Origin of the sequence: Paracoccus sp. N5, from assembly GCF_000371965.1 — a bacterium.
Taxonomy (GTDB): domain Bacteria; phylum Pseudomonadota; class Alphaproteobacteria; order Rhodobacterales; family Rhodobacteraceae; genus Paracoccus.
In genome coordinates, this window is record NZ_AQUO01000001.1 from 2,435,404 (window position 1) to 2,455,045 (window position 19,642).

Genomic DNA, 19,642 nt, shown 5'->3' on the forward strand with positions numbered 1-19,642 from the left:
AGCAGCTCAAATGAAACAGCGAATCGCAGTTAGTCAGAGCCCCTGAACGCAGTTGGAGCGCAGTTGGCGGTCAGACCGCGATCTCCCATTGTCCGCGCTTCGGAGAGCGCATGAAGCCAGCCTTCAGCTTGTCCCACAATGGCTGGCCAAAAATGCTGCTGAGGGATTGCCCCCCGAACCCTGCGATCATGTCCTCGGTCTTCATGGGCGTCGGATATGCCTGTACCAGTCGATCGATGACCGTGACGCGATTTTCCCCCACAATGTCGATCGTGCCTCGGCCTGGTACGCTCAGCACCCCGGCGCCGGTGCCCGACTTGTGGAACTCGACAGCCGCCCCACCTTGGGCCAACGAACGGTTCCGACGAAATGCTGCCGTCAGGCTTGTCAGATCGACAGCAAATTCGGCTCCCTCCGGCAGAATATGGTCGGCGAGTCTGGCGAGCACATTTGCCGCCAGGCAGACGCCGGCCACGTCGCCCGCCTGCAGGACGAGCCCGATCCCCTGTTTGTCACGCGCGCGAAGCTCGGTGTCGATGGCGGCGCGGACCCGTTCGTCCTCGAGTCGGCGCGCGAGATAGAGCGGCACATCACGCCCGTCGATTTCGAGTGCGCCGAGCGCGATGAGGTCGGGCCGGATGTTCTCCATCGCTGTGATGTCCAGCGCCTTGCCAAGCTGCTCGCGCAGGTGGCTGGCGACCCATCCGTCTCGAATCCGATAGACACGGTAGCGCTCAGGCAGCGCGGCCGACGATGACTGGCCGTCGCTCGAGTGAAGCTCGAGTCCTTCAGGACGCTCCACGACCTTTGCCACATGTTCCCCGAAATCGTCTTCTTCGTCGATCAGGTCGTCACCCTCCCAACCTGAGGGGACCAGGAACCCGAGATCGAGCAGGGTTTTGACGTCTACCCCCCGCTCATGAAGCCAGGCACCGTTTATCCGGTCAGATGCCAGGTTCCACAAAGCCAGCAATGCAGGCAGCACCGCCGTGCTCTCTCTGGGCGTCGGTGCGCGACCATCACGCAATATGCCCCAATGGCGGAGCAAGCGGTGACCGAGGACGCGCTCGAACGGATCATCCAGGCTCAGCAGGCTCGTGGTGTTTCGATCCGTCAGGGTAAAGTCCAGCGTGCGCTCGCCGTCCACGCCCGCCCGCCGGTATTGAACAGCAATTTCCACGAACCGCATCGCGAGGGCATTGCGAAATATCCTCTCAAGGCCCGGCTGATCGCTGATCAGCTGGCCTATGTCTTCATCCAGGGACGTCGAGACCGACAGCCTGTTGGCGAGGTTTCCGATACTGATGTCCGCGCGGATCACGCGAGCTCGCAGGATGCTTGCGTCGTCGAACTCGGGGAGTCCCAGATCGAACCCGTTAAAGAACCGCGCGATGTCGTAGGCCTGAAAATCGACAGGTTGTTGCGAGGGCTCTTGCTCGAGGACCGTTCTGATGAAGCTCTCGGCCGCGTCATGGCGAAGCTTTCGGGTCCCAGCACGGACATGCACGCGTCCGGTACTCGGGGTGTGCACGATCATGATTTCCCCTGGTGGGCGGAAATACATTGTCGTGCGCTGCCCGTCGTCGTGGAGTTCCCGCACACTGGTGGGGGCTTCCGGGTGAACCACAAGGTACATGACCTCGGCGGGCACATCGCCGTCCTGGGGAATAGCGAACCGGTCGACTTCATACCCGTCACCCCGATCGAGCCTATCCCGCAGATCGTCCAGCAAGGTGTCCAGCGCTGATGAGGCGACATCAGCCGCGCCGTCTTCCACAGGCGCGACCATGAACGTCTGGTAGTGGCGTCATAGCGGCGATAGAGCCGCAGATGCAGGGTGTTCTCGGCCGCCTCGAACAACATCGGCTCCTTGAGATAAGCCCACAAGCTGCGCGCCAGCGCGTCGCGCTGCCCCTCGAACTCGCGCTTCTGCTCTGTCGTCAGTTTGGAGCGAACCAGTCCGTCGAGCGCGAACTGGCCGCGATCTGACGACATGGTGACGATGCGGGCCGCTTCGGTTTCGAGCGGTGACAGCTTCTCTTTGCGCTGCTCGCGCAGCATGGCGGCGGCCGGCACGTTCCCGTCCGTTTCATCCGGATCGAAGTAGTAATCGACCAGCCAGGTCAGTTTGTCGAAAACCCGCATTTGCAGGAACGCGGCGATCATCGACGCCTCAGCATCGCCGAACAGGCGGAACAGGGCGGGGCAGGACTTGGCAGGCGCTCGAACCATGCAGGTCTCCATGATCAGAGTTTGCCAAGGCTAACCCGAGAGGGGAAAAAGGCAAAATAATCTTGTGCCCGCTGTCCCGATCCTCCGGGACGGGTGGCTTTTCCTCAGGAGAAGCAACCGGGCTGATCCTGATGAAACGACCCAATCCCCTGTCCCCCATGCTGATGACCCCGGCCGAGCGCCGCGCCGAACTGTGCAGGCTGCTGGCGCTCGGGCTGGGTCGGCTGCGCACGCGGGAGACAGTAGAAGAATCTGACGACACTGGAGAAAGTTGCCTACACTATCCGTCCGACCAATGCCGTCATGCAACTCCAACGCAACGGAGAAATGCATGAACAAGCCCGATCCCATCCCCGCGCGCCTGGCCGCGCTGAAGACCGCGACCACGCCGGAATTGAAGGCGCAGTGGCGTGACCTGTTCGACAGCGAGCCGCCGCCGTTCAACCGCCGCTATCTCGAAAGCCGCATCGCCTATCGCATCCAGGAACTGGCCTATGGCGGGCTGAAGCCCGAGACAATCCGGCGGCTGGAACGGCTTGGCGAGGAACTGGACGGCGGGGACAAGAGGAAGCGCGGCATCCGCGCCGATCGCGACCGCCCCATCACCGGCACACGGCTGCTGCGAGAATGGCAGGGCGTCGAACAGATCGTCACCGTCACCGCCGATGGCTTCGAATGGCAGGGGCGGCCGTACAAGTCGCTGTCGGCCATCGCGCGGGCCATCACCGGCACGCGTTGGAACGGGTGGACCTTCTTCGGGCTCAAGAACCACAGGGGGCGGACATGACGAAGCCGCCGGAAAAATCGAAGGTCGTCCGCAAGCTGCGCTGCGCGGTCTACACCCGCAAATCCTCCGAGGAAGGGTTGGAGCAGGAGTTCAACTCGCTCCACGCCCAACGCGAGGCCTGCGAAGCCTATATCGCCAGCCAGCGGTCCGAGGGCTGGGTTCTTGTCCGCGATCAATATGACGACGGCGGCATCTCGGGCGGCACGTTGGAGCGCCCCGGCCTGAAGCGGTTGCTGGAGGATATCGAGGACGGGCTGGTCGACGTGGTCGTGGTCTACAAGATCGACCGCCTCAGCCGCTCGCTCGCCGACTTCGCCAAGTTGGTCGAGGTCTTCGACCGGAACGGCGTGACGTTTGTTTCCGTGACCCAGTCCTTCAACACGACCACGTCGATGGGGCGGCTGACGCTGAACATCCTGCTGTCCTTCGCCCAGTTCGAGCGCGAGGTGACGGCCGAGCGCATCCGCGACAAGGTCGCCGCGAGCCGGAAGAAGGGTATGTGGATGGGGGGCGTGCCGCCCTACGGCTACCGGGTGGAAAACCGCAAACTGCTGGTGGACGAGGAAGCCGCCGCGCACGTCCGCTGGATCTTTGCCCACTTCCTCGAGATCGGGTCGGGCACGGAGCTGGCGAGAGAGATCACGAAACGCGGCATCCGAACGCCGCGCGGCAACCGGATCGACAAGAAATACATCTACCGGATGCTGAGCAACCGCGCCTACATCGGCGAGGCGGTGCACAAGGGCGACAGCTACCCCGGCGAGCACGACGCCATCATCGACCGCGAGACGTGGGACCGTGTCCACACCATCCTGCAGGAGAGCCCGCGCAAGCGCGCGGCCCGCACACGCGCTGATACGCCCGCGCTGCTGAAGGGACTGCTGTTCGGGCCCGATGGCGCCGCCTTCTCGCCGACGCACACCCGGAAAGGCGACAAGCTCTACCGCTACTATGTCAGCCAGACCGTGCTGAAGCACGGTGCTGGATCCTGCCCGGTGGGTCGTGTCCCCGCAGGTGAGATCGAGGCTGCCGTCATCGACCAGTTGCGCGCCGTGTTCCGCCAGCCGGAGATCGTTGCGGGGACGTGGAAGGCGGCGCGCGCCCATGCTGACGACATCACCGAGGCCGATGCCCGCGCGGCCCTGCAGCAGCTCGATCCGCTGTGGGACGAACTGTTCCCCGCCGAGCAAGCCCGCATCGTAGCGCTGCTGGTTGAACGGGTCGACATCAGTACGGGCGGCCTGAATGTCCGGCTCCGCGTCGACGGGCTCGGCAGCCTCGCTCGCGAGATGCAGACAGGCGGTATCGAGGCCGCAGCATGACTCGCCGGGCACCGATCCCCGAAACCGTGACGCTGCATGTCCCGTTCCGCGTCGTGAAGCGCGGCGGGCGGAAGGAAATGCACTTGCCGGAAGGCGCCACGCACTCGCGGCGGACCGACAACACGCTGGTCAAGGCGCTGGCGCGCGCGTTCCGGTGGAAGCGGATGATCGACACAGGCCGCTATGCGACCATCACCGACCTCGCCGCGCATGAGGGCATCTCGCCCTCCTACCTCACCCGCATCCTTCGCCTCACGCTGCTCGCCCCCGACATCGTGGATACAATTCTGGAAGGTCGGCAAGGGCCGGACGTGACCTTGGTCCGGCTGATGGACGGGTTCCCGGAGGAGTGGGAGAGCCAGAGGAAGTCTTTCTGACATTCTCGACACTCCCCGTCCAATCCTCGTCTTGATCCTGAAATCATCTCATGATTGCTTGGGCTTGATCCAGTTCTCTGGAGATTGCTCGCGTTTCAGTCGGGAGGGCGTTGTGCCGGGGCCTCAAGTTGATGGATTGGTTGAACGTATCCGCCAAGCGCTGCCACGGCATGGCAATCTCGAAAGCGCGGTTGCTGCCGTTCGCACCGAACTCGACCTCCTCTCCCCCGGGCTTGCAGCTAATCTGTCCGGCGAGATCGACGAAGCCGCCGCCATCGTTACCCGCGAGTTCGAACAGATCGAGATACTCCACAGCCACTCGGTGATCAGAAAACGGCCGGAATGGTACTTCGGCCCGAGACCGTCGGACCTGCACTGGCCTGCCGTGAAGTCCTTCCTTCTTAACGAGAAGAAGTGGCACGAGGACGACGTGCACGGCATCGATGACGCATCGAACGAGGTAGTATCACTTCTCGAGAACCCGCGGGATCCGGCGAGGAGCCAGTTCTCCTGTCGCGGACTGGTCGTCGGCCACGTCCAGTCGGGCAAGACGGCGAACATGACGGCCGTCATCGCCAAGGCGCTCGATGCAGGCTACGATACCGTAATCGTCCTCGCCGGTCTGACGAACAAGCTACGCCATCAGACCCAGCTCAGGTTGTATTCCGACCTGGTGCGGCGCAATCCCCTGAACTGGCAGGTGCTCACGTCGAACCAGGTGGACAGGGATTTCCGGGCTCCGCCTCAGGGCGGTTTCCTCTCCCATTCCGACAAGGCGCAGCTGGCCGTCATCAAGAAGAACGTCTCGCCCCTTGGAGAACTGCGTAAGGCCATCAGGGAGACATTGCCGGCTGTGTTGCAGCAGCTCCGGGTCCTGGTCATCGACGACGAATGCGACCAGGCAAGCGTGAACTCGGCGCGGGGCGAGCTCGACATGACGGCCATCAACCAGCGCATCCGCGAACTTCTCGGACTGCTCCCGGCTGTTACCTATGTCGGCTACACTGCCACTCCCTTCGCGAATGTGCTGATCAACCCCTACCGTGTCGACGGCCAGGAGCTCGACGATCTCTATCCACGGGACTTCATCACGGCACTGCCGAAACCAGATCGGTACTTCGGCACCGAGCGTCTGTTCGGGAAGACGCCGGTCGACCCGGAGGACGTGCGGCCCGACGAGGAAGGGCTCGACATGATCCGCGACGTGCCGGATGAGGATGAGGCGGGGCTGCAGCCGCGCAGCAGGAAGGAGCGTGACGCCTTTCAGCCTGCCATGACGCCGAGTCTCGAGGCCGCCATCCTCTACTTCCTCGCGTGCTGCGCCGCGCGGCGCGCCCGCGGACATGGGGACCAGCACATGACGATGCTGGTGCACACATCGGCCTACGTTCGTGCGCACGAGGTGGTTGCGGCGCTGATCGAGGGCTGGGTCGACGTGCACCGCAAGGATCTTGTCGATTCGGCATCCGACATCGGATCCCTGCTCGGTCGGGTCTGGGACGAGGAGCAGGGACGACTGCCGGACGACGTGACTGATGCGAAGCCGGTCACACTGGAAGATGTCTTCCGGTATCTGCCGGAAGTGCTCCAAAGCATCGAGTTCCCGGTCGAGAACGGCGCAAGCGACGACAGGATCGATTATTCCGGCCGGCCGAAGACGTACATCGTGGTCGGCGGCTCCATCCTCGCTCGGGGCCTGACCCTCGAAGGCCTGATGGTCAGTTATTTCCTGCGAACGGCAAACCAGTACGACACGCTACTCCAGATGGGACGCTGGTTCGGCTACCGGCCCGGCTACGAGGATCTTCCGCGGATCTGGATGCCGAGCGATCTCAAGCTGCGATTCAGGGCGCTTGCCTCCGTCGAACAGGAAATCAGGGAGGACATCGAGCAGTATCGGCTCCGCGACCTCACGCCGATGGACCTGGCGGTCCGGATCAGGGCAATTCCCGGCATGGCGATCACCGCGGCAAACAAGATGCGCGCCGCGAGGCGCTGTGCTGTCAGCTACTGGGGAACCCATCGCCAGACGTTCCGTTTCGCTCACACTGACGCTGGACTGCTCGAAAGGAACTGGGCAGCAGGCAACGAACTGGTCAGCCGTATCGAGGCGCTTGGCCTGCGCGATCGGGACGCAGGGGAGCGCAAGCTCTGGCGCAACGTGCCGAGGTCGTCGGTCCGCAGGTTCCTCGAGGCCTATTCCGTCGAGTCCTCCCAGGCGGACCTGCTGCCGGCCATGCTGGTCCCGTTCATCGACGGGCCGGATCCACGCCTTTCGTCATGGAACGTCGGTATCGTCGAGTCCGGCCGCGGTCGCGATTCCGATGCTGCTCTCGGTACGATCGGCTCCGTCAGGACGGTCAACCGCGCGAGGCTGAATGATACGAACGGGATCGCGGACATCAAGGCACTCATGTCGAGACGCGATGTGGTTTTCGACTGCGGCAACACTGTCGGAGGCAACGGAAGCTGGGAGGAACTGAAGGCGGCGAGGTTGGACGCGGTGGGACAGGTTCCGCTTCTCCTGCTCTATCCAATCGCGCGGGACTCGCGCCCCGAGCGCGAGAGCAAGGCGAGAGTGCCGCTCGATGCCGTGCATGACGTGCTCGGAATCGGGATCGTCTTCCCCGGATCGGTCACGGAGGGCGGGAACTTCGTCTCGGTGGAGCTGCAGCCGCTGTCGGCCGAGGAAGTCGCCGCGATCGAGGAAGAGGAGGCCGCGCAGACGGAGGCAGCAGGTGTCTAGACCCGAGCAGGAGAGCCCGGTGCAGGGACGCTGGAACGTCCTTCGGGCAGGGCATATCGACGGAGATAGTCTCGGTATCCCCTCGCGGCCTCTTGGCGCAACGACGAAGGCGGGGCCGATCCGGCTGGCCATCGGTTCCGGCGGGGAAGCGCGGCTGCTGGTGCCGCTTGTGACGGGCGAGAAGATCGGTGCTCTCGAGACGGGCAGTGCCTTGAAGATCGGCTTGACGACTCTCACGCATGGGCAACGCGCGATCCGGTTTCTCGATATCATCTGCATGTCGCCGGATCTCGAAGCCGTATTCGGTGAGGTCGTGGATGACATCGTCCGCCGTCTGGCCGACCGGAAGGACGGGGTCGCGGCAGTGGCAGGTGCGCTCGATGACTTCCGCGAACTTCTCGTCCCACCAGCAGGGAGAGAGATGGATCGATCGCGGGTTGTCGGCCTCGTGGCCGAGCTGGTCGTGTTGAACCGGCTTCTTGACATTTCGCCGTCGGCCTGGCGCTGCTGGCGCGGGCCGGCCGGAGACCGGCACGACTTCCGGGCCAGAGACGTCTCGATGGAGGTCAAGGCATCGCTCGGCGCAGGGGCCCGCGAGGTCACTATCAACGGCATCGATCAGTTGCAACCGCCCGCGGGCGGATCGCTGCACCTTGCGCATCTGGTCCTCGAGGCGGTCGAGGGCGGCCTTCTGACCGTGGCTTCACTCGGAGACAGGGCCTTGCTGCGCGCCGACGACCCCGCGGGACTGCGGGCGCTGCTCGCGGCAGTCGGATGCACGGACGTGCATGACGCCGCATGGAACCGTTTCGCATTCAGGGCGGAGGCAGAACGCCTCTATCGTGTCGGCCCGGGTCTTCCCCGGATCGTGCCTTCGAGCTTTGTCGGAGGAATGATCCCTGCAGGTATCGTCGATGCGACCTACAGGATCGATCTCGGGCATGCCTCCGAGGCAGAATGCCCGCCGGCGGAAATCGCCTCACTTCTTCAGGAATTGTCCGGATGACCTTGAGCCCGCTCGAGCTCCATTCCGAGCCTTACGGTTCGACCGGAAACATCGGCGAGAACTTCCGCCGTCTGCTCGGGGCACCAACGCTCGATCCGTTGCAGACGGTCATCCGGGAAGCGGTCCAGAACATTGCCGACGCCGCGCGACCAGGCGTCGGGTCCGAGATCCTGATCAGGCTGCGGACTCTCTCGGACACCCAGCACGACATCCTTCGGAGCGTCATCCTTGCCGAGGTTCCGGAGGAGCCGGGTTCGTCCGCCACGATCTCGGGCTTCCTCGAGGCCGAAAGTGCGGTCGTTCTCGAGATCTGCGACTTCGGCACCGTGGGCCTTGGCGGCCCGACACGGTCAGACCGGATCCCGGTCGGAACCGAACAAACCAACTTCATCGACTTCCTTCGCAACATCGGCACAGCTCGGGACACCGAACAGGGGGGCGGCACGTACGGCTTCGGCAAGGTCGCCCTGTATCGCGCCAGCGCGTGCAGCACGATCATCGTCGATACGCTGCCCGACGGAGCCGGTACGGAGGGGCGGCGCCTGATGGCATGCCATGTCGGCCGTTCGTTCGAGAGGCCGGAGAACGGGATGAGGAGGCGCTTCACGGGCCGTCACTGGTGGGGTGTGAAGGATCCGGAGGACGGGATCGCCGATCCGGCAACGGGCGCTGCCGCCTCGGCGCTTGCCAGTCATCTCGGTCTGCCGGACCGCGACCCGGGAAGGTCCGGGACATCGATCATGATCCTCGGTTTCCAGCCCGACGAGGGCAATCTGACGGTGACCGGAAACAGGATCATCGAGACACTGCTCTGGAGCTTCTGGCCGCGGATGATGCGCAGCGCTCCCGCGAAGCACCGGTTCGCCTGCAAGGTGATGGTCGAGGATCAGGAACTGCCCGTTCCCGCGCCGGAGGACCTCGCCCCGTTCGATCTGCTGTGCAAGGCGATGAGCGCGGCGCGGGCCCGCAAGGGGAACGATGTTCGGCGGATCGAGTCCCAGAGACCACAGAAGTTCCTCGGGACGCTCGCGATCGAGAAGGGCCTGCGGTCGCCGAGGCGTCACCTGACTGCAGATGAGGACGTCAGGCTTGTCCCCGGGCAGATGCACCACATTGCGCTGATGCGCCCCGTCGAGCTCGTCGTGAAGTATCTCGAGGGCAATCCGCTCCCCGACGCGCGGCTGGAATGGGCAGGCGTGTTCATCGCCAGCGACGAGGACGAGGTAGAGCAGGCCTTCGCGGACTCCGAACCGCCTGCCCATGACGACTGGGTTCCCGACAACCTGCCGAGAGGCAACGAGAAGCGCTACGTCAACATCGCGCTGAGGCGCCTGAGGGAAATCGCCGCCGAGATGGGCATGGAGCCGATCTCCCCCAGGCCGGGGGAAGGATCCGGCCCGCCGCTCGCCCGCCTTGCCGGGCGTCTCGGGGCGGTGCTCGAAAACGTCGGGGGCGACGGTGCCGGTCGGCGGCGAGGTTCCGGAGGTTCCGGCGGTGGGCGTCCATCGAGGGCACGAGCAAGTCGTCCCGTCTTCCAGCGCCTCGAGGCGGGCGATGCCGGGCGGATTGCAGTGTTCCTGACTGAGGTAACGCAGGACACGCGGCGAAGCGGCGTGAAGCTGGTCGCATCGGCTTCTGTCGCCGTGGAGGGCGCTACGCTCGGATCGGCCGACGACACCGTCGGCAGGCCCGACGTCCTGTCCGTCAGGTGGCTGGACGGAGAGGCGGAAACCGCCGGCAACACGCTCGACCTCGGTGGCCGGGAGGGACGGTTCGAGATCCGTGTCCTTGTGCCGGAAGACTGCGCGGTTACGGCGGATGCGGATGTCATCCTGGAGGCCGGCGCATGAACCGCCGGGTCGCTTTTCCGTTCCTCACGCTTTCCGAGGCGGCCGTGGAGGCGTCGGCATGGGAGATTTCGCTGGACGGCCGCGAATGGTCAGCTGCGGGCGAATTCCTTCCGCACTGGGACAGCGCGAGCGATATCTGCATCCGCCGGACATTGCGCCTGAATCTCGAACTGGCGGCATCCGATCTCGGCATCCCCGTCGATCAGCTCGCCCTGGCCGGCTCGGTGAGGATCGGGACGGGTCAAGGCAGGCTGCCCCGCCTGATCCTCTCCCGCACGCGCCGGGAGTTCCACCCCGGGGACACGTCGTGGGAGTTCGAGCAGACCATCGAGGGCCGACGGCTCTCGATGATCCTGGATCTGCAGACCGAAATCCTTCTTGGGAAGGCCCCGGCAGGATTCTCAGTGCTCTCGCCCATCCATCCCGGCGACCGGATCTGGTCCGACATTGCACGGGTCAGGCTCGAGGGAGAAGAGCCGCGCTTCCCCATCGAGACGGTGGACCTCGCGCAGATGCTCGGTGGCGGAATTGCGGGTGCTGCGCCGTGGCACCTGCACTGGTCGCCTGGGGACTGGACGCGAGATTTCCACGGAGCGGTTCGCCTTTACCTTAACGCGAAGTCCAGCGAGACCCTTCAGCGGATCGAGGACGAGGACCCGGCCACGATCCAGTTCCTGCTTGGCGATGTCATGAGTCAGATCTGCGAGCGTTTTCTTGCTGACCCCGAAGCCGAAACGATGATGGATGCGGCAGAGCCGGGGTCACTCGGTGCCCAGGCCGCAACGTGGCTGCGCAAGGCATGGCCCGGCAAGGACGCTTCCTTCATCCGTTCCGTGCTCGAAAGCCGTCCGGGCATCTTTCGCTCAACGATGCTTGCGCTCGCAGAGCCGGGAGTTCCGGAATGACGTTTCTGCTTCCAAGACTGCCCGGTCCGGCCTGCGACGTCATCGTTCGCAGGTTCCTCGAGCATGGACCGTCGGCTTGGGCCGGCTTTCGCTCCGATGACCTTCCCGATCAGGTGCGCTTTGCCGCGACGGGCGGCGCACCCGTCCCTGCAGCGTCCCTCGCAACGGTGCGGCAGGATCTCGTCGCAATTGCCCGGAAACATGGGTTTGGACAGCAAGGTGCCCGGCAGTCCCATGCCGGCTTCGATGCCGAGACCGCCGCCTGGCTTGCTCGATCCGACCTCTTCACTACCGGCGAGGCGCTTCGGGATGATGTCTGGGCGTTTGTTGCCGCTGTCATTGCCCCGGACATTACCTACTGGCGCTTCGGCAGCTCGACAGAGCGCTACGCCGGAGGTGTGCGCAATACCTTCCAAAGGCTCTGGATGCGTGGCCGTGCACTCGACCGGGGCTCGGGGCATCCCGAGCGTTGGGGATTGCTGGAGGCGCTAACCGAGGATGCCCTCGTGCAGATTACCGAGCGACCGAGCATCGGGGGCGATCATGTTCTTGCCCTCGCCGTCGCAGAGGCATGGCACCGCGCTGCACGCCATCATGGCAAGGGGGGCATGGAGGACATCATGCGTCGCGCGATCCTCCGCATCCGGGTCCGCAACGAGATCAGATCCCTTGCGGACCTGCCGCCGGGCGATCGCGCCCGCTTCCTCGACGGGGTTTTCGGCGTGCCCGATCAGTCCGCCCCTACTCGAGGCGGAACGTCGGGGGGCCTAGACGGCCCCGACGCCGCACCTAGCGGGCGATCCGAAGACGACAAACAGGTTGAGGCACTTGAGGCCGAGCTCTCGATGTCGGGGTCGAGCATGGCGGATGCTGCCCGGAAAGTGAGGCAGGAAGCCGGGAAGCGCGGTTGGCTTTCACCGAAGTCGCAATCCGCGTTCGAAACCCTTCAGGAAGGCCACGCTCCTCTTGACCGGGGCGAACGTAACGCACTCGACTATCTCCTCGGCAAACTCTCGGACGCGGGCGTCTTGGCCGACGAAATCTCGCGGCTGCGAGCTGCCATGTCAGAGGCTTCGGTCGCCGGCGACTCGCAAGACGGCGCCCCGGAAAGGCCGCGCAAGAGAAGCTGGGCGATCTGGCGGGCGAGGTAGGGCGGAACGGCGTTCCCGACCTGCACGTACTGCTGCGTCCGGTTGCCTAGGAACAGGTAGTCATCCGGGAAGGTCTGCAGGCGCGCCGCCTCGCGCACAGTGAGGCTGCGGCACTGCATTGGATCGGGGTGGATGAAGTAGTGGCCGTCCTTCGAGATGTGGCTCGTGACCGTGGTAGATGGCCCCCCCGCGACCTGGACCCGGAAGCGGTCGTTGAAAACGCCGCTGTACCAGTTGCGATGGTCGGGGCTGAGCGACAGCGGGAAATCGGAAGCCTTTGGGCTGTAACCGCGCACCGCGCCGAAGACGGCAGCGAACAGATAGCGGCCGAGGTCCGAGGGCATGTGCCCGCGTGTCTCGTGCTGGGCGAAACCGCGCAACGCAGGGCGCTCCAGCCAGGCGAGGAGTTCGTCGTTTGATGTGCCGTAGCCCTCGGGGCGCCGCGCTGACAGGCGGGGCGCCAGCAATCCATTCTTCAGGCCCGTCGCAACGGCGGAGAAGAGGTCGCGCAGCGGCCCGTCTCCCTTGCCCCGGTGGATGCCCGCAAGCAGCAGGGCAGCCTCAACGACCTCTCGCCGCCAGCTCGCCGGGTCGTCGCGACCGCGGCTCAGGCCGCTTCGCAGCGCCGGCATTATGCCGATGGCGTCATCGACAGTCCGTGTCACCCCTGAAATCGGTACACTCGTCCCGGTGGCCCTGTCCGCCAGGTCGGAGCGGATACCGACGATGATCACCCGGTGACGCCGCTGCGGCACCCCCCATTCCTCGGCGCGGACGATGAAATCCGAAGGCTGCGCGGCCTCCCGCAGACTGGCCCTGCCGTCCGACACCCGGATCGCCCTCATCTCGTAGTGATGTCCCTGACCGGTGCCGAGCGAGGCGAGGTCCTCCATCAGCATCTCGAAGACAAGGCGGCTTTCGACCGTCGAGGACAGCATGCCCTTGACGTTCTCCATGACGAAGGCAGCGGGGCGCAGGCGGTCGAGTACCCGGATGTATTCGCGGAAGAGGTAATGCCGCTCGTCCTTCTCGGGGACGTATCCGACCTTCCCCTTCGCCCGCGCGCGCCCGACAAGCGAATAGGCCTGGCAGGGCGGGCCGCCGATCAGGATGGTGTCGTCGAACTCCCGGCGCAGCGCACCGATGGCATGATCGATGGCGGCGGCAGCCGGTTCCGTCCCGAGTTTGAGGCATTGCGCCTCCGCCGTCGCATGCTGCCACGCCACCGCATCCACCTCGCTCCAGTCGGGCTCCGGGATCAGTCCGGCGTGGAAGTCGATGAAGGCCTGTGGCAACGCCCCGAGACGCGCCTGATGCGCCCGCAGGAAGGCGCGCAAGGTCAGCGTGCGATGCGCCGAGGCCTCCTTCTCGACCGAGATGCCGATCCGGAACGGCGCGTGGCCGCCGACATCGAGGGACGCAAAGCCCTCGCCCAGCCCGCCTGGGCCGGCAAAAAGATCGACGATGCCGAAAGTGGCTGGCAAATCAGGGGCCTCTCGAATTCGGGTTGCAGGCTGTATACTAGATCCGGACGCAGAGGCCAGGAGGCAAATGGCGGATATCGTCGACAGGCAGACCCGCTCGCGGATGATGTCCGGGATCCGGGGCAAGGACACGAAGCCGGAAATGGTGCTGAGGCGCGCGTTGCACGCGCGCGGCTTTCGGTATCGGCTGCATGGAAACGGTGTCCCTGGTCGGCCGGATCTGGTCCTCGCGAAGCACCGGGCCGTCATCTTCGTGCATGGCTGCTTCTGGCACCGTCACGAAGGCTGCCGTTACACGACCACGCCCGCGACCCGCCCCGAGTTCTGGGCAGAGAAGTTCGCCGCGAATGTCAGGCGCGATCGTGCGGCATGCGAGGCGCTGGTGGCAGATGGGTGGCGCGTGGCGATAGTATGGGAGTGCGCGCTGCGCAAGCCGAACCAAGTCACGGCGACCTGCTCTGCGCTTGTCTCATGGCTTGCAACTGGCGCGCCCAATATCGAGATCGACGAAGGCGACCTTCGCCACACGGAATGACTGGAGTAGTGCTGCAAGCAACCCTGGCTGATCTTCTGAACGCATCGCTTCATTGGCGAAGGTTCGATCTCCGTTCCATCTCGGCAGGCTGCCCCTGTCGTCGAAGTCAACAGCTTTGCATCGACCGAAACCATACGATTTCAACAGGTTGCGTGAACTGAACCTTTGCGCGTCCAGTCAACAGGTCCGGAGAATATCGGCCAGGAGAGACCGATTTCGGCCATCTCGCGCCGGGCAAAGTGAACAGCCCACCCGCATAACCCTCGAAAACAACGAAAAAATCCGGCCGCAGCCGTATGGGGAGAACGCTTTCGCAGAGGCAAGTGGCGGAGAGGGTGGGATTCGAACCCACGGAACCCGTGAAGGCTCAACGGTTTTCGAGACCGCCCCGTTCGACCACTCCGGCACCTCTCCGCGCTCTTGGGTGGTGGCGGGGATTTAGCCGCAGCGGGGTTGAAGCGCAAGGGGCTTCGCGCCAAAAACGCGAAAGTTTTGCAACCGGCCCCAAACCCCCGTCGCGGCCGCAGAAAAGGAACCCGCCGATGCCGCTGCTGATCGGGCCGCTGGCCCATCCCCTGCTGCGCCAACGCCTTGCGCCCGAGGCCGCGCCGGCCGCGCCGCTGGCCGGGCATGCGCTGGTGCCGGAGCCATCCGCCGGCATCGCGGCCGGTTGCTGGCCGCGCCTGCGCCCGGCCGGAGCCGACCTGCCGCTGTGGCAGGCGGAATGGACGCCGGCGCTGCGCCGCTATGCCGCGATCCTGAAGCTGGAACCGTGCCAGGTCGGCGGGCGCGAGGTGCTGGGGGCTGTGCTCGGCGGTCCCGGTCCGCAGGGCCAGGCCGACTGGCAGCCCGAACTGGCCGCCGCCATGGCCGACCAACTGCTCGCGCTGCCCCAGGACCAGCCGGCCGAACAGGTCCGGCGCCGGTTGCCGATGATCGCGAGCTGGGTCGCCTCGCGGCTGCGCGCCATCGAGACCGCCGCCTTGCCCGGCGTCGGACCGGCGGGGCAGGGGCGCTGGGACATGCTCTCGATCAGCGAACCCTACGCCGCCTATTTCTCGGTCGAGGAGGCGCGGCTGCGTCACCTGCGCCACGGTGGCGGCTGGACGCCGGATCTGCTGCGGGCGGTCTTCGTCTCGGGCGACGCGACGGTGGTGCTGCCCTGGGATCCGCGCCGCGACCGGGTGATGCTGATCGACCAGTTCCGCGCCGGTCCGGCCTTGCGCGGCGATGCCCAGCCCTGGCTGCACGAGACCGTGGCCGGCCGTGTCGATGCGCTCGAGACCCCGGCCGAGGCGGCGCTGCGCGAGGCGGTCGAAGAGGCCGGGCTGCGGATCGAAAGGCTGATTCCCGGCCCGCACAACTACCCGAGCCCGGGCGCGGTGGCCGAATACCTGTATCTTTACATCGGCATCGCCGATCTGCCGGACGAGGCTGCCGGCATCGGCGGCCTGGACAGCGAGGACGAGGACATCCGCAGCCACCTGATCCCGCGCGCCGAACTGACCCGCATGGCGCTGGCGGGCGAGATCCGCAATGGCCCGCTCTTGAACCTGGCGCTGTGGCTGGAACTGCGCCACGAGGCGTTGCGGCGCGACGTGTGACCTGCGCCGGGGCGGGGTTGCCGCCATCCGGCTGTGGCGTGTAAACCAAGGGCGATCCCTTCCGCGAAAGGCCACGCCATGCGCATCTGCCCCGACCTTGCCTCTGCCATCGGCAATACTCCCCTGATCCGGCTCAACCGCGCCTCGGAAGAGACCGGCTGCGAGATCCTGGGCAAGGCCGAGTTCATGAACCCGGGCCAGTCGGTCAAGGACCGTGCCGCGCTCTATATCATCAAGGATGCGGTGGCGCGGGGCGAATTGCAGCCGGGCGGCACCATCGTCGAGGGCACGGCGGGCAACACCGGCATCGGCCTGGCGCTGGTCGGCGCCTCGATGGGCTTTCGCAGCGTCATCGTGATCCCGGAAACGCAGAGCCAGGAGAAAAAGGACATGCTGCGCCTGGCCGGGGCCGAACTGGTCGAGGTGCCCGCGCAGCCCTACAAGAACCCCAACAACTACGTGCGCTATTCCGGCCGGCTGGCCGAAGAGCTGGCGCGGACCGAGCCGAACGGCGCCATCTGGGCCAACCAGTTCGACAATATCGCCAACCGCCAGGCGCATCTGGAAACCACCGGCCCCGAGATCTGGGAGCAGACCGGCGGCAAGGTCGACGGCTTCGTCTGCGCCGTGGGCTCGGGCGGGACGCTGGCGGGCGTCGCCATGGCGCTGCAACCCAAGGGCGTGAAGATCGGCCTTGCCGATCCCGAGGGCGCGGCGCTCTACAGCTTCTATACCGAGGGCGTCTTCGAAAGCCCCGGTTCCTCGATCACCGAGGGCATCGGCCAGGGCCGCATCACCGCGAACCTGGAAGGCTTCACCCCCGACATGGCCTGGCGCATCCCCGACAGCGAGGCGCTGCCGGTGATCTTCGACCTGCTCGAACACGAGGGGCTGTGCCTGGGCGGCTCGTCCGGCATCAATGTCGCCGGCGCGATCCGCATGGCACGCGAGATGGGGCCGGGTCACACCATCGTGACGGTGCTCTGCGACTATGGCACGCGTTACCAGACCAAGCTGTTCAACCCCGAGTTCCTGCGCGCCAAGGGCCTGCCGGTGCCGGAATGGATGGCGCGCAAACCCGCCGATCTGCCCGAAGTCTTCGAGGACTGACCGACCGATGCCCCGTCTTGCTGCCGTGCTGCCGCGCCTCGCCGCGCTTGTCGTCGCGCTGTTTCTGGCGCTGACCCTGCCGGCCGCGGCGCAGGATCCGCAGGCGCCGGATTACGACGCCTGGAACAAGCTCGCCGACCAGGCCGAGCAGATCCTGCAATCCGATCAGGCCAACGACAAGCGGCTGCAGACCATCCGCGATTCCGTGGTCGAGTGGCGCGAGCGGCTGAAGCAGGCCCAGGGCATCAACGCGACCCGGATCGCGACGCTGAAGGACCAGATCAACGCCCTGGGACCGCCCCCGGCCGAGGGCCAGACCGAATCCGACGACATCGCCGCGCGCCGCAAGGAGCTGAACGAGCAGCTCTCGACCCTGCAGGCGCCGGGCTTGCAGGCGGTCGAGGCCTATGGCCGCGCCGACGGCATCGTCACCCAGATCGACCAGACCATCCGCCAGCGCCAGGCGCATGCGCTGATCCGCAAGACGCCCTCGCCGCTGAACCCCGCGAACTGGGGTCCGGCCATGGTCGAGGCCGCCAATGTCGGCCGGCAGATCTATGCCGAGGCGCGGGGCCGCTGGGACGACATCGGCGGGCTCTCGGGCTTTACCGACCGGCTGCCGCTGGTCGGGGGTTTCCTGCTGGTGGCGCTGATCCTGCTGACGCGCGGGCGGCATTGGATCGACTCGCTGCCCTCGCGGCTGTCGGCGCGGGCCGGCGAGCGTTCGCGCGCGGCGCTGGTCTTTGGCGTGTCGCTGGGCCAGATCGCGATTCCGCTGATCGGGGTGATGCTGGCCGCGGCGACGCTGATCGCGACCGATCTCTTCGACGACTGGGGCATGCCGCTGCTGCGCTCGGTGCCGGCCTCGGGCCTGTCGTTCTTCGGCGGCATCTGGCTGGCGCGCCGGCTGTTCCCCGAGGAAGGCAGCGCGGGCGAGGCGCCGCTGCCGATGAGCGAGGCGCAGCGGCGCCGGTCGCGGTTCCGCGCCACGCTTCTGGCCATGTCGCTGGCGCTGCACCAGCTCATTGCGCGCTCGGTGCTGCCGCTCTCGGGCTTCAACAGCGACAATGACGTCAATACCGTGCCGGAGCGGCTGGGCGAGGCCTCGGCCGGGGTCTGGCATTTCCTGCTGATCCTGTTCGGCGCCTTCTGCCTGTTCCAGCTGGCGAATCTGCTGCGCCGGCTCAAGCCCTCGGAGGTCTCGGATGCGCCGGACTACCGCGTGCGCATCGTGGCCTTCCTGGGCGCGATGGCGCGGATCGTCGCGCTGGCCGCGCCGCTGGCCGCGGCGGTGGGCTATGTCACGGCGGCCAATGCGGCGCTGTGGTCCTCGGTCATGACGCTGGGGCTGGCGGGGCTGCTGATCGTGTTGCAGGACTTCATCGGCGACCTTTACGCCATGGCCAAGGGCGGCGGCGCCGCGGCCCGCGACGCGCTGATGCCGGCGCTGATCGGCTTTGCGCTGGTCCTGGCCTCGCTGCCGCTTTTCGCGCTGATCTGGGGCGCGCGGGTCAGCGACCTGGCCGAGGCCTGGACCCGCACCCAGCAGGGCTTCAGCCTGGGCGGGGTCACGCTGTCGCCGATGGCGATCCTGACCTTCGTGCTGGTCTTTGCCGTCGGCTATTTCCTGACCAACTTCGTCCAGGGCGCCTTCCGCAGCTCGATCCTGCCCAAGACCCGGCTGGACCGCGGCGGGCAGAACGCGGTCGTCTCGATCATCGGCTATGTCGGGCTGGGGCTGGCGGGGCTGCTGGCGATCACCGCGGCCGGGATCAACTTGACCTCGCTGGCGGTCGTCGCCGGTGCCCTGTCGGTCGGCATCGGTTTCGGCATGCAGCAGGTGGTGTCGAACTTCGTCTCGGGCATCATCCTGCTGGTCGAACGCCCCATCGCCGTCGGCGACTGGATCGAGGTCGGCGGCCAGCAGGGCGTGGTCAAGAAGATGGCGGTGCGCGCCACCCAGATCCAGACCTTCGACCGCACGCAGATCATCGTCCCGAACTCGAATCTCATCACCCAGCCGGTGACGAACTGGACGCGCGGCAGCCTGCAGGGCCGCATCATCGTGCCGATCACGGTCGGCGTCGGCTCGGACGGCCGCATGGTCGCCGCCCTGCTGCGCGACATCGCCGAGGACCAGCCGACCGTGCTGGTCAACCCGGCCCCCGCCGTCCTGCTGCGCAGCATCACCCCGACGGGGCAGAATTACGAGCTGCGCGCGATGCTGTCGGACATCAATGCCGGCGTCTCGGTCGTCTCCGAGATCAACCACCAGATCCTGGAACGCTTCGCCGCCGCGGGGATCGTCCTGCCCGGCGTCGTCAGGGGATCGCAGGACATCTACCTGCACCGCGCCGAGCCTGCGGCCGAGGAAGCGCCCGCCGCCACCCCCGCGACCCAGCCCGAGGCGCCGGCGCGGCCGGCCGCAGAGGACCAGCCGCCCACGCAGGAGTTCGAGGGCCATGAAAGCGGCGAATACGGCCCCGCCGGCGTCAACAACGACGGCCGCGACGACACCGACCGCGACTGAGCC

The 19,642-nt window shown here is 66.1% G+C and carries 14 protein-coding genes and 1 tRNA gene; 11 read left to right on the forward strand and 4 right to left on the reverse strand.

What is annotated here, in order from left to right; translation table 11 throughout:
* Positions 1-70: 70 nt before the first annotated feature.
* Together PARN5_RS0112385 and PARN5_RS0112390 are read right to left on the reverse strand one after the other, a co-directional pair.
* Entirely contained in the window at positions 71-1,537 is a 1,467-nt protein-coding gene (locus PARN5_RS0112385) for a hypothetical protein (RefSeq protein ID WP_018000088.1), read from the reverse strand.
* Positions 1,534-2,232 carry a hypothetical protein gene (locus tag PARN5_RS0112390; RefSeq protein WP_157403983.1) on the reverse strand — a complete coding sequence of 233 codons (699 nt, stop codon included), beginning with the start codon at positions 2,230-2,232 and terminating at the stop codon, positions 1,534-1,536. Before PARN5_RS0112390 ends, PARN5_RS0112385 begins: the two co-directional genes overlap by 4 nt.
* 331 nt (positions 2,233-2,563) lie before the next feature.
* Here PARN5_RS0112390 and PARN5_RS0112395 point away from each other — a divergent pair, with 331 nt between their 5' ends.
* The 7 genes from PARN5_RS0112395 to PARN5_RS0112425 all read left to right on the forward strand — a co-directional run bounded on the left by PARN5_RS0112395 (position 2,564) and on the right by PARN5_RS0112425 (position 11,225).
* Complete coding sequence (locus tag PARN5_RS0112395; protein WP_018000090.1) at positions 2,564-3,019, forward strand: DUF2924 domain-containing protein; 456 nt, start codon at positions 2,564-2,566, stop codon at positions 3,017-3,019.
* A complete protein-coding gene (locus PARN5_RS0112400; protein ID WP_018000091.1) occupies positions 3,016-4,341 on the forward strand; it encodes a recombinase family protein in 1,326 nt (441 codons plus the stop codon). Before PARN5_RS0112395 ends, PARN5_RS0112400 begins: the two co-directional genes overlap by 4 nt.
* Positions 4,338-4,718: a hypothetical protein gene (locus tag PARN5_RS0112405; RefSeq protein WP_018000092.1), complete on the forward strand. Its 381-nt coding sequence runs from the start codon at positions 4,338-4,340 to the stop codon at positions 4,716-4,718. Before PARN5_RS0112400 ends, PARN5_RS0112405 begins: the two co-directional genes overlap by 4 nt.
* 136 nt (positions 4,719-4,854) lie before the next feature.
* A complete protein-coding gene (locus PARN5_RS0112410; RefSeq protein ID WP_018000093.1) occupies positions 4,855-7,464 on the forward strand; it encodes a Z1 domain-containing protein in 2,610 nt (869 codons plus the stop codon).
* 19 nt (positions 7,465-7,483) lie between these two features.
* On the forward strand, positions 7,484-8,470 hold the full coding sequence (locus PARN5_RS0112415; RefSeq protein ID WP_198289583.1) for a PD-(D/E)XK motif protein: 987 nt from the start codon (positions 7,484-7,486) through the stop codon (positions 8,468-8,470).
* The gene (locus tag PARN5_RS0112420; RefSeq protein WP_018000095.1) at positions 8,467-10,320 is read left to right on the forward strand and encodes a hypothetical protein; all 1,854 of its coding nucleotides are present in this window, start codon (positions 8,467-8,469) and stop codon (positions 10,318-10,320) included. The genes PARN5_RS0112415 and PARN5_RS0112420 overlap by 4 nt, the downstream gene beginning before the upstream one ends.
* Complete coding sequence (locus PARN5_RS0112425; RefSeq protein ID WP_018000096.1) at positions 10,317-11,225, forward strand: hypothetical protein; 909 nt, start codon at positions 10,317-10,319, stop codon at positions 11,223-11,225. The genes PARN5_RS0112420 and PARN5_RS0112425 overlap by 4 nt, the downstream gene beginning before the upstream one ends.
* Positions 11,226-12,219: 994 nt before the next feature.
* Here PARN5_RS0112425 and PARN5_RS0112435 read toward each other — a convergent pair.
* Positions 12,220-13,860: a DNA cytosine methyltransferase gene (locus PARN5_RS0112435; RefSeq protein ID WP_018000098.1), complete on the reverse strand. Its 1,641-nt coding sequence runs from the start codon at positions 13,858-13,860 to the stop codon at positions 12,220-12,222.
* Positions 13,861-13,927: 67 nt separating this feature from the next.
* On the opposite strand from PARN5_RS0112435, the gene vsr reads away from it, so the two are divergent.
* Entirely contained in the window at positions 13,928-14,395 is a 468-nt protein-coding gene (gene vsr / locus PARN5_RS0112440; RefSeq protein WP_018000099.1) for a DNA mismatch endonuclease Vsr, read from the forward strand.
* A 324-nt stretch (positions 14,396-14,719) separates the two neighbouring features.
* Here vsr and PARN5_RS0112445 read toward each other — a convergent pair.
* A tRNA-Ser gene (locus tag PARN5_RS0112445) sits at positions 14,720-14,809 on the reverse strand.
* A gap of 128 nt (positions 14,810-14,937) precedes the next feature.
* Between PARN5_RS0112445 and PARN5_RS0112450 the strand changes: the two genes are divergently transcribed.
* From PARN5_RS0112450 to PARN5_RS0112460, 3 genes are all read left to right on the forward strand, one after another.
* Positions 14,938-15,999: an NUDIX domain-containing protein gene (locus PARN5_RS0112450; protein WP_018000100.1), complete on the forward strand. Its 1,062-nt coding sequence runs from the start codon at positions 14,938-14,940 to the stop codon at positions 15,997-15,999.
* A gap of 78 nt (positions 16,000-16,077) precedes the next feature.
* Positions 16,078-17,109, forward strand: coding sequence for a cysteine synthase A (locus PARN5_RS0112455; RefSeq protein ID WP_018000101.1), 1,032 nt, complete (start codon positions 16,078-16,080; stop codon positions 17,107-17,109).
* 7 nt (positions 17,110-17,116) lie between these two features.
* Complete coding sequence (locus PARN5_RS0112460; RefSeq protein WP_018000102.1) at positions 17,117-19,639, forward strand: DUF3772 domain-containing protein; 2,523 nt, start codon at positions 17,117-17,119, stop codon at positions 19,637-19,639.
* Positions 19,640-19,642 lie beyond the last annotated feature (3 nt).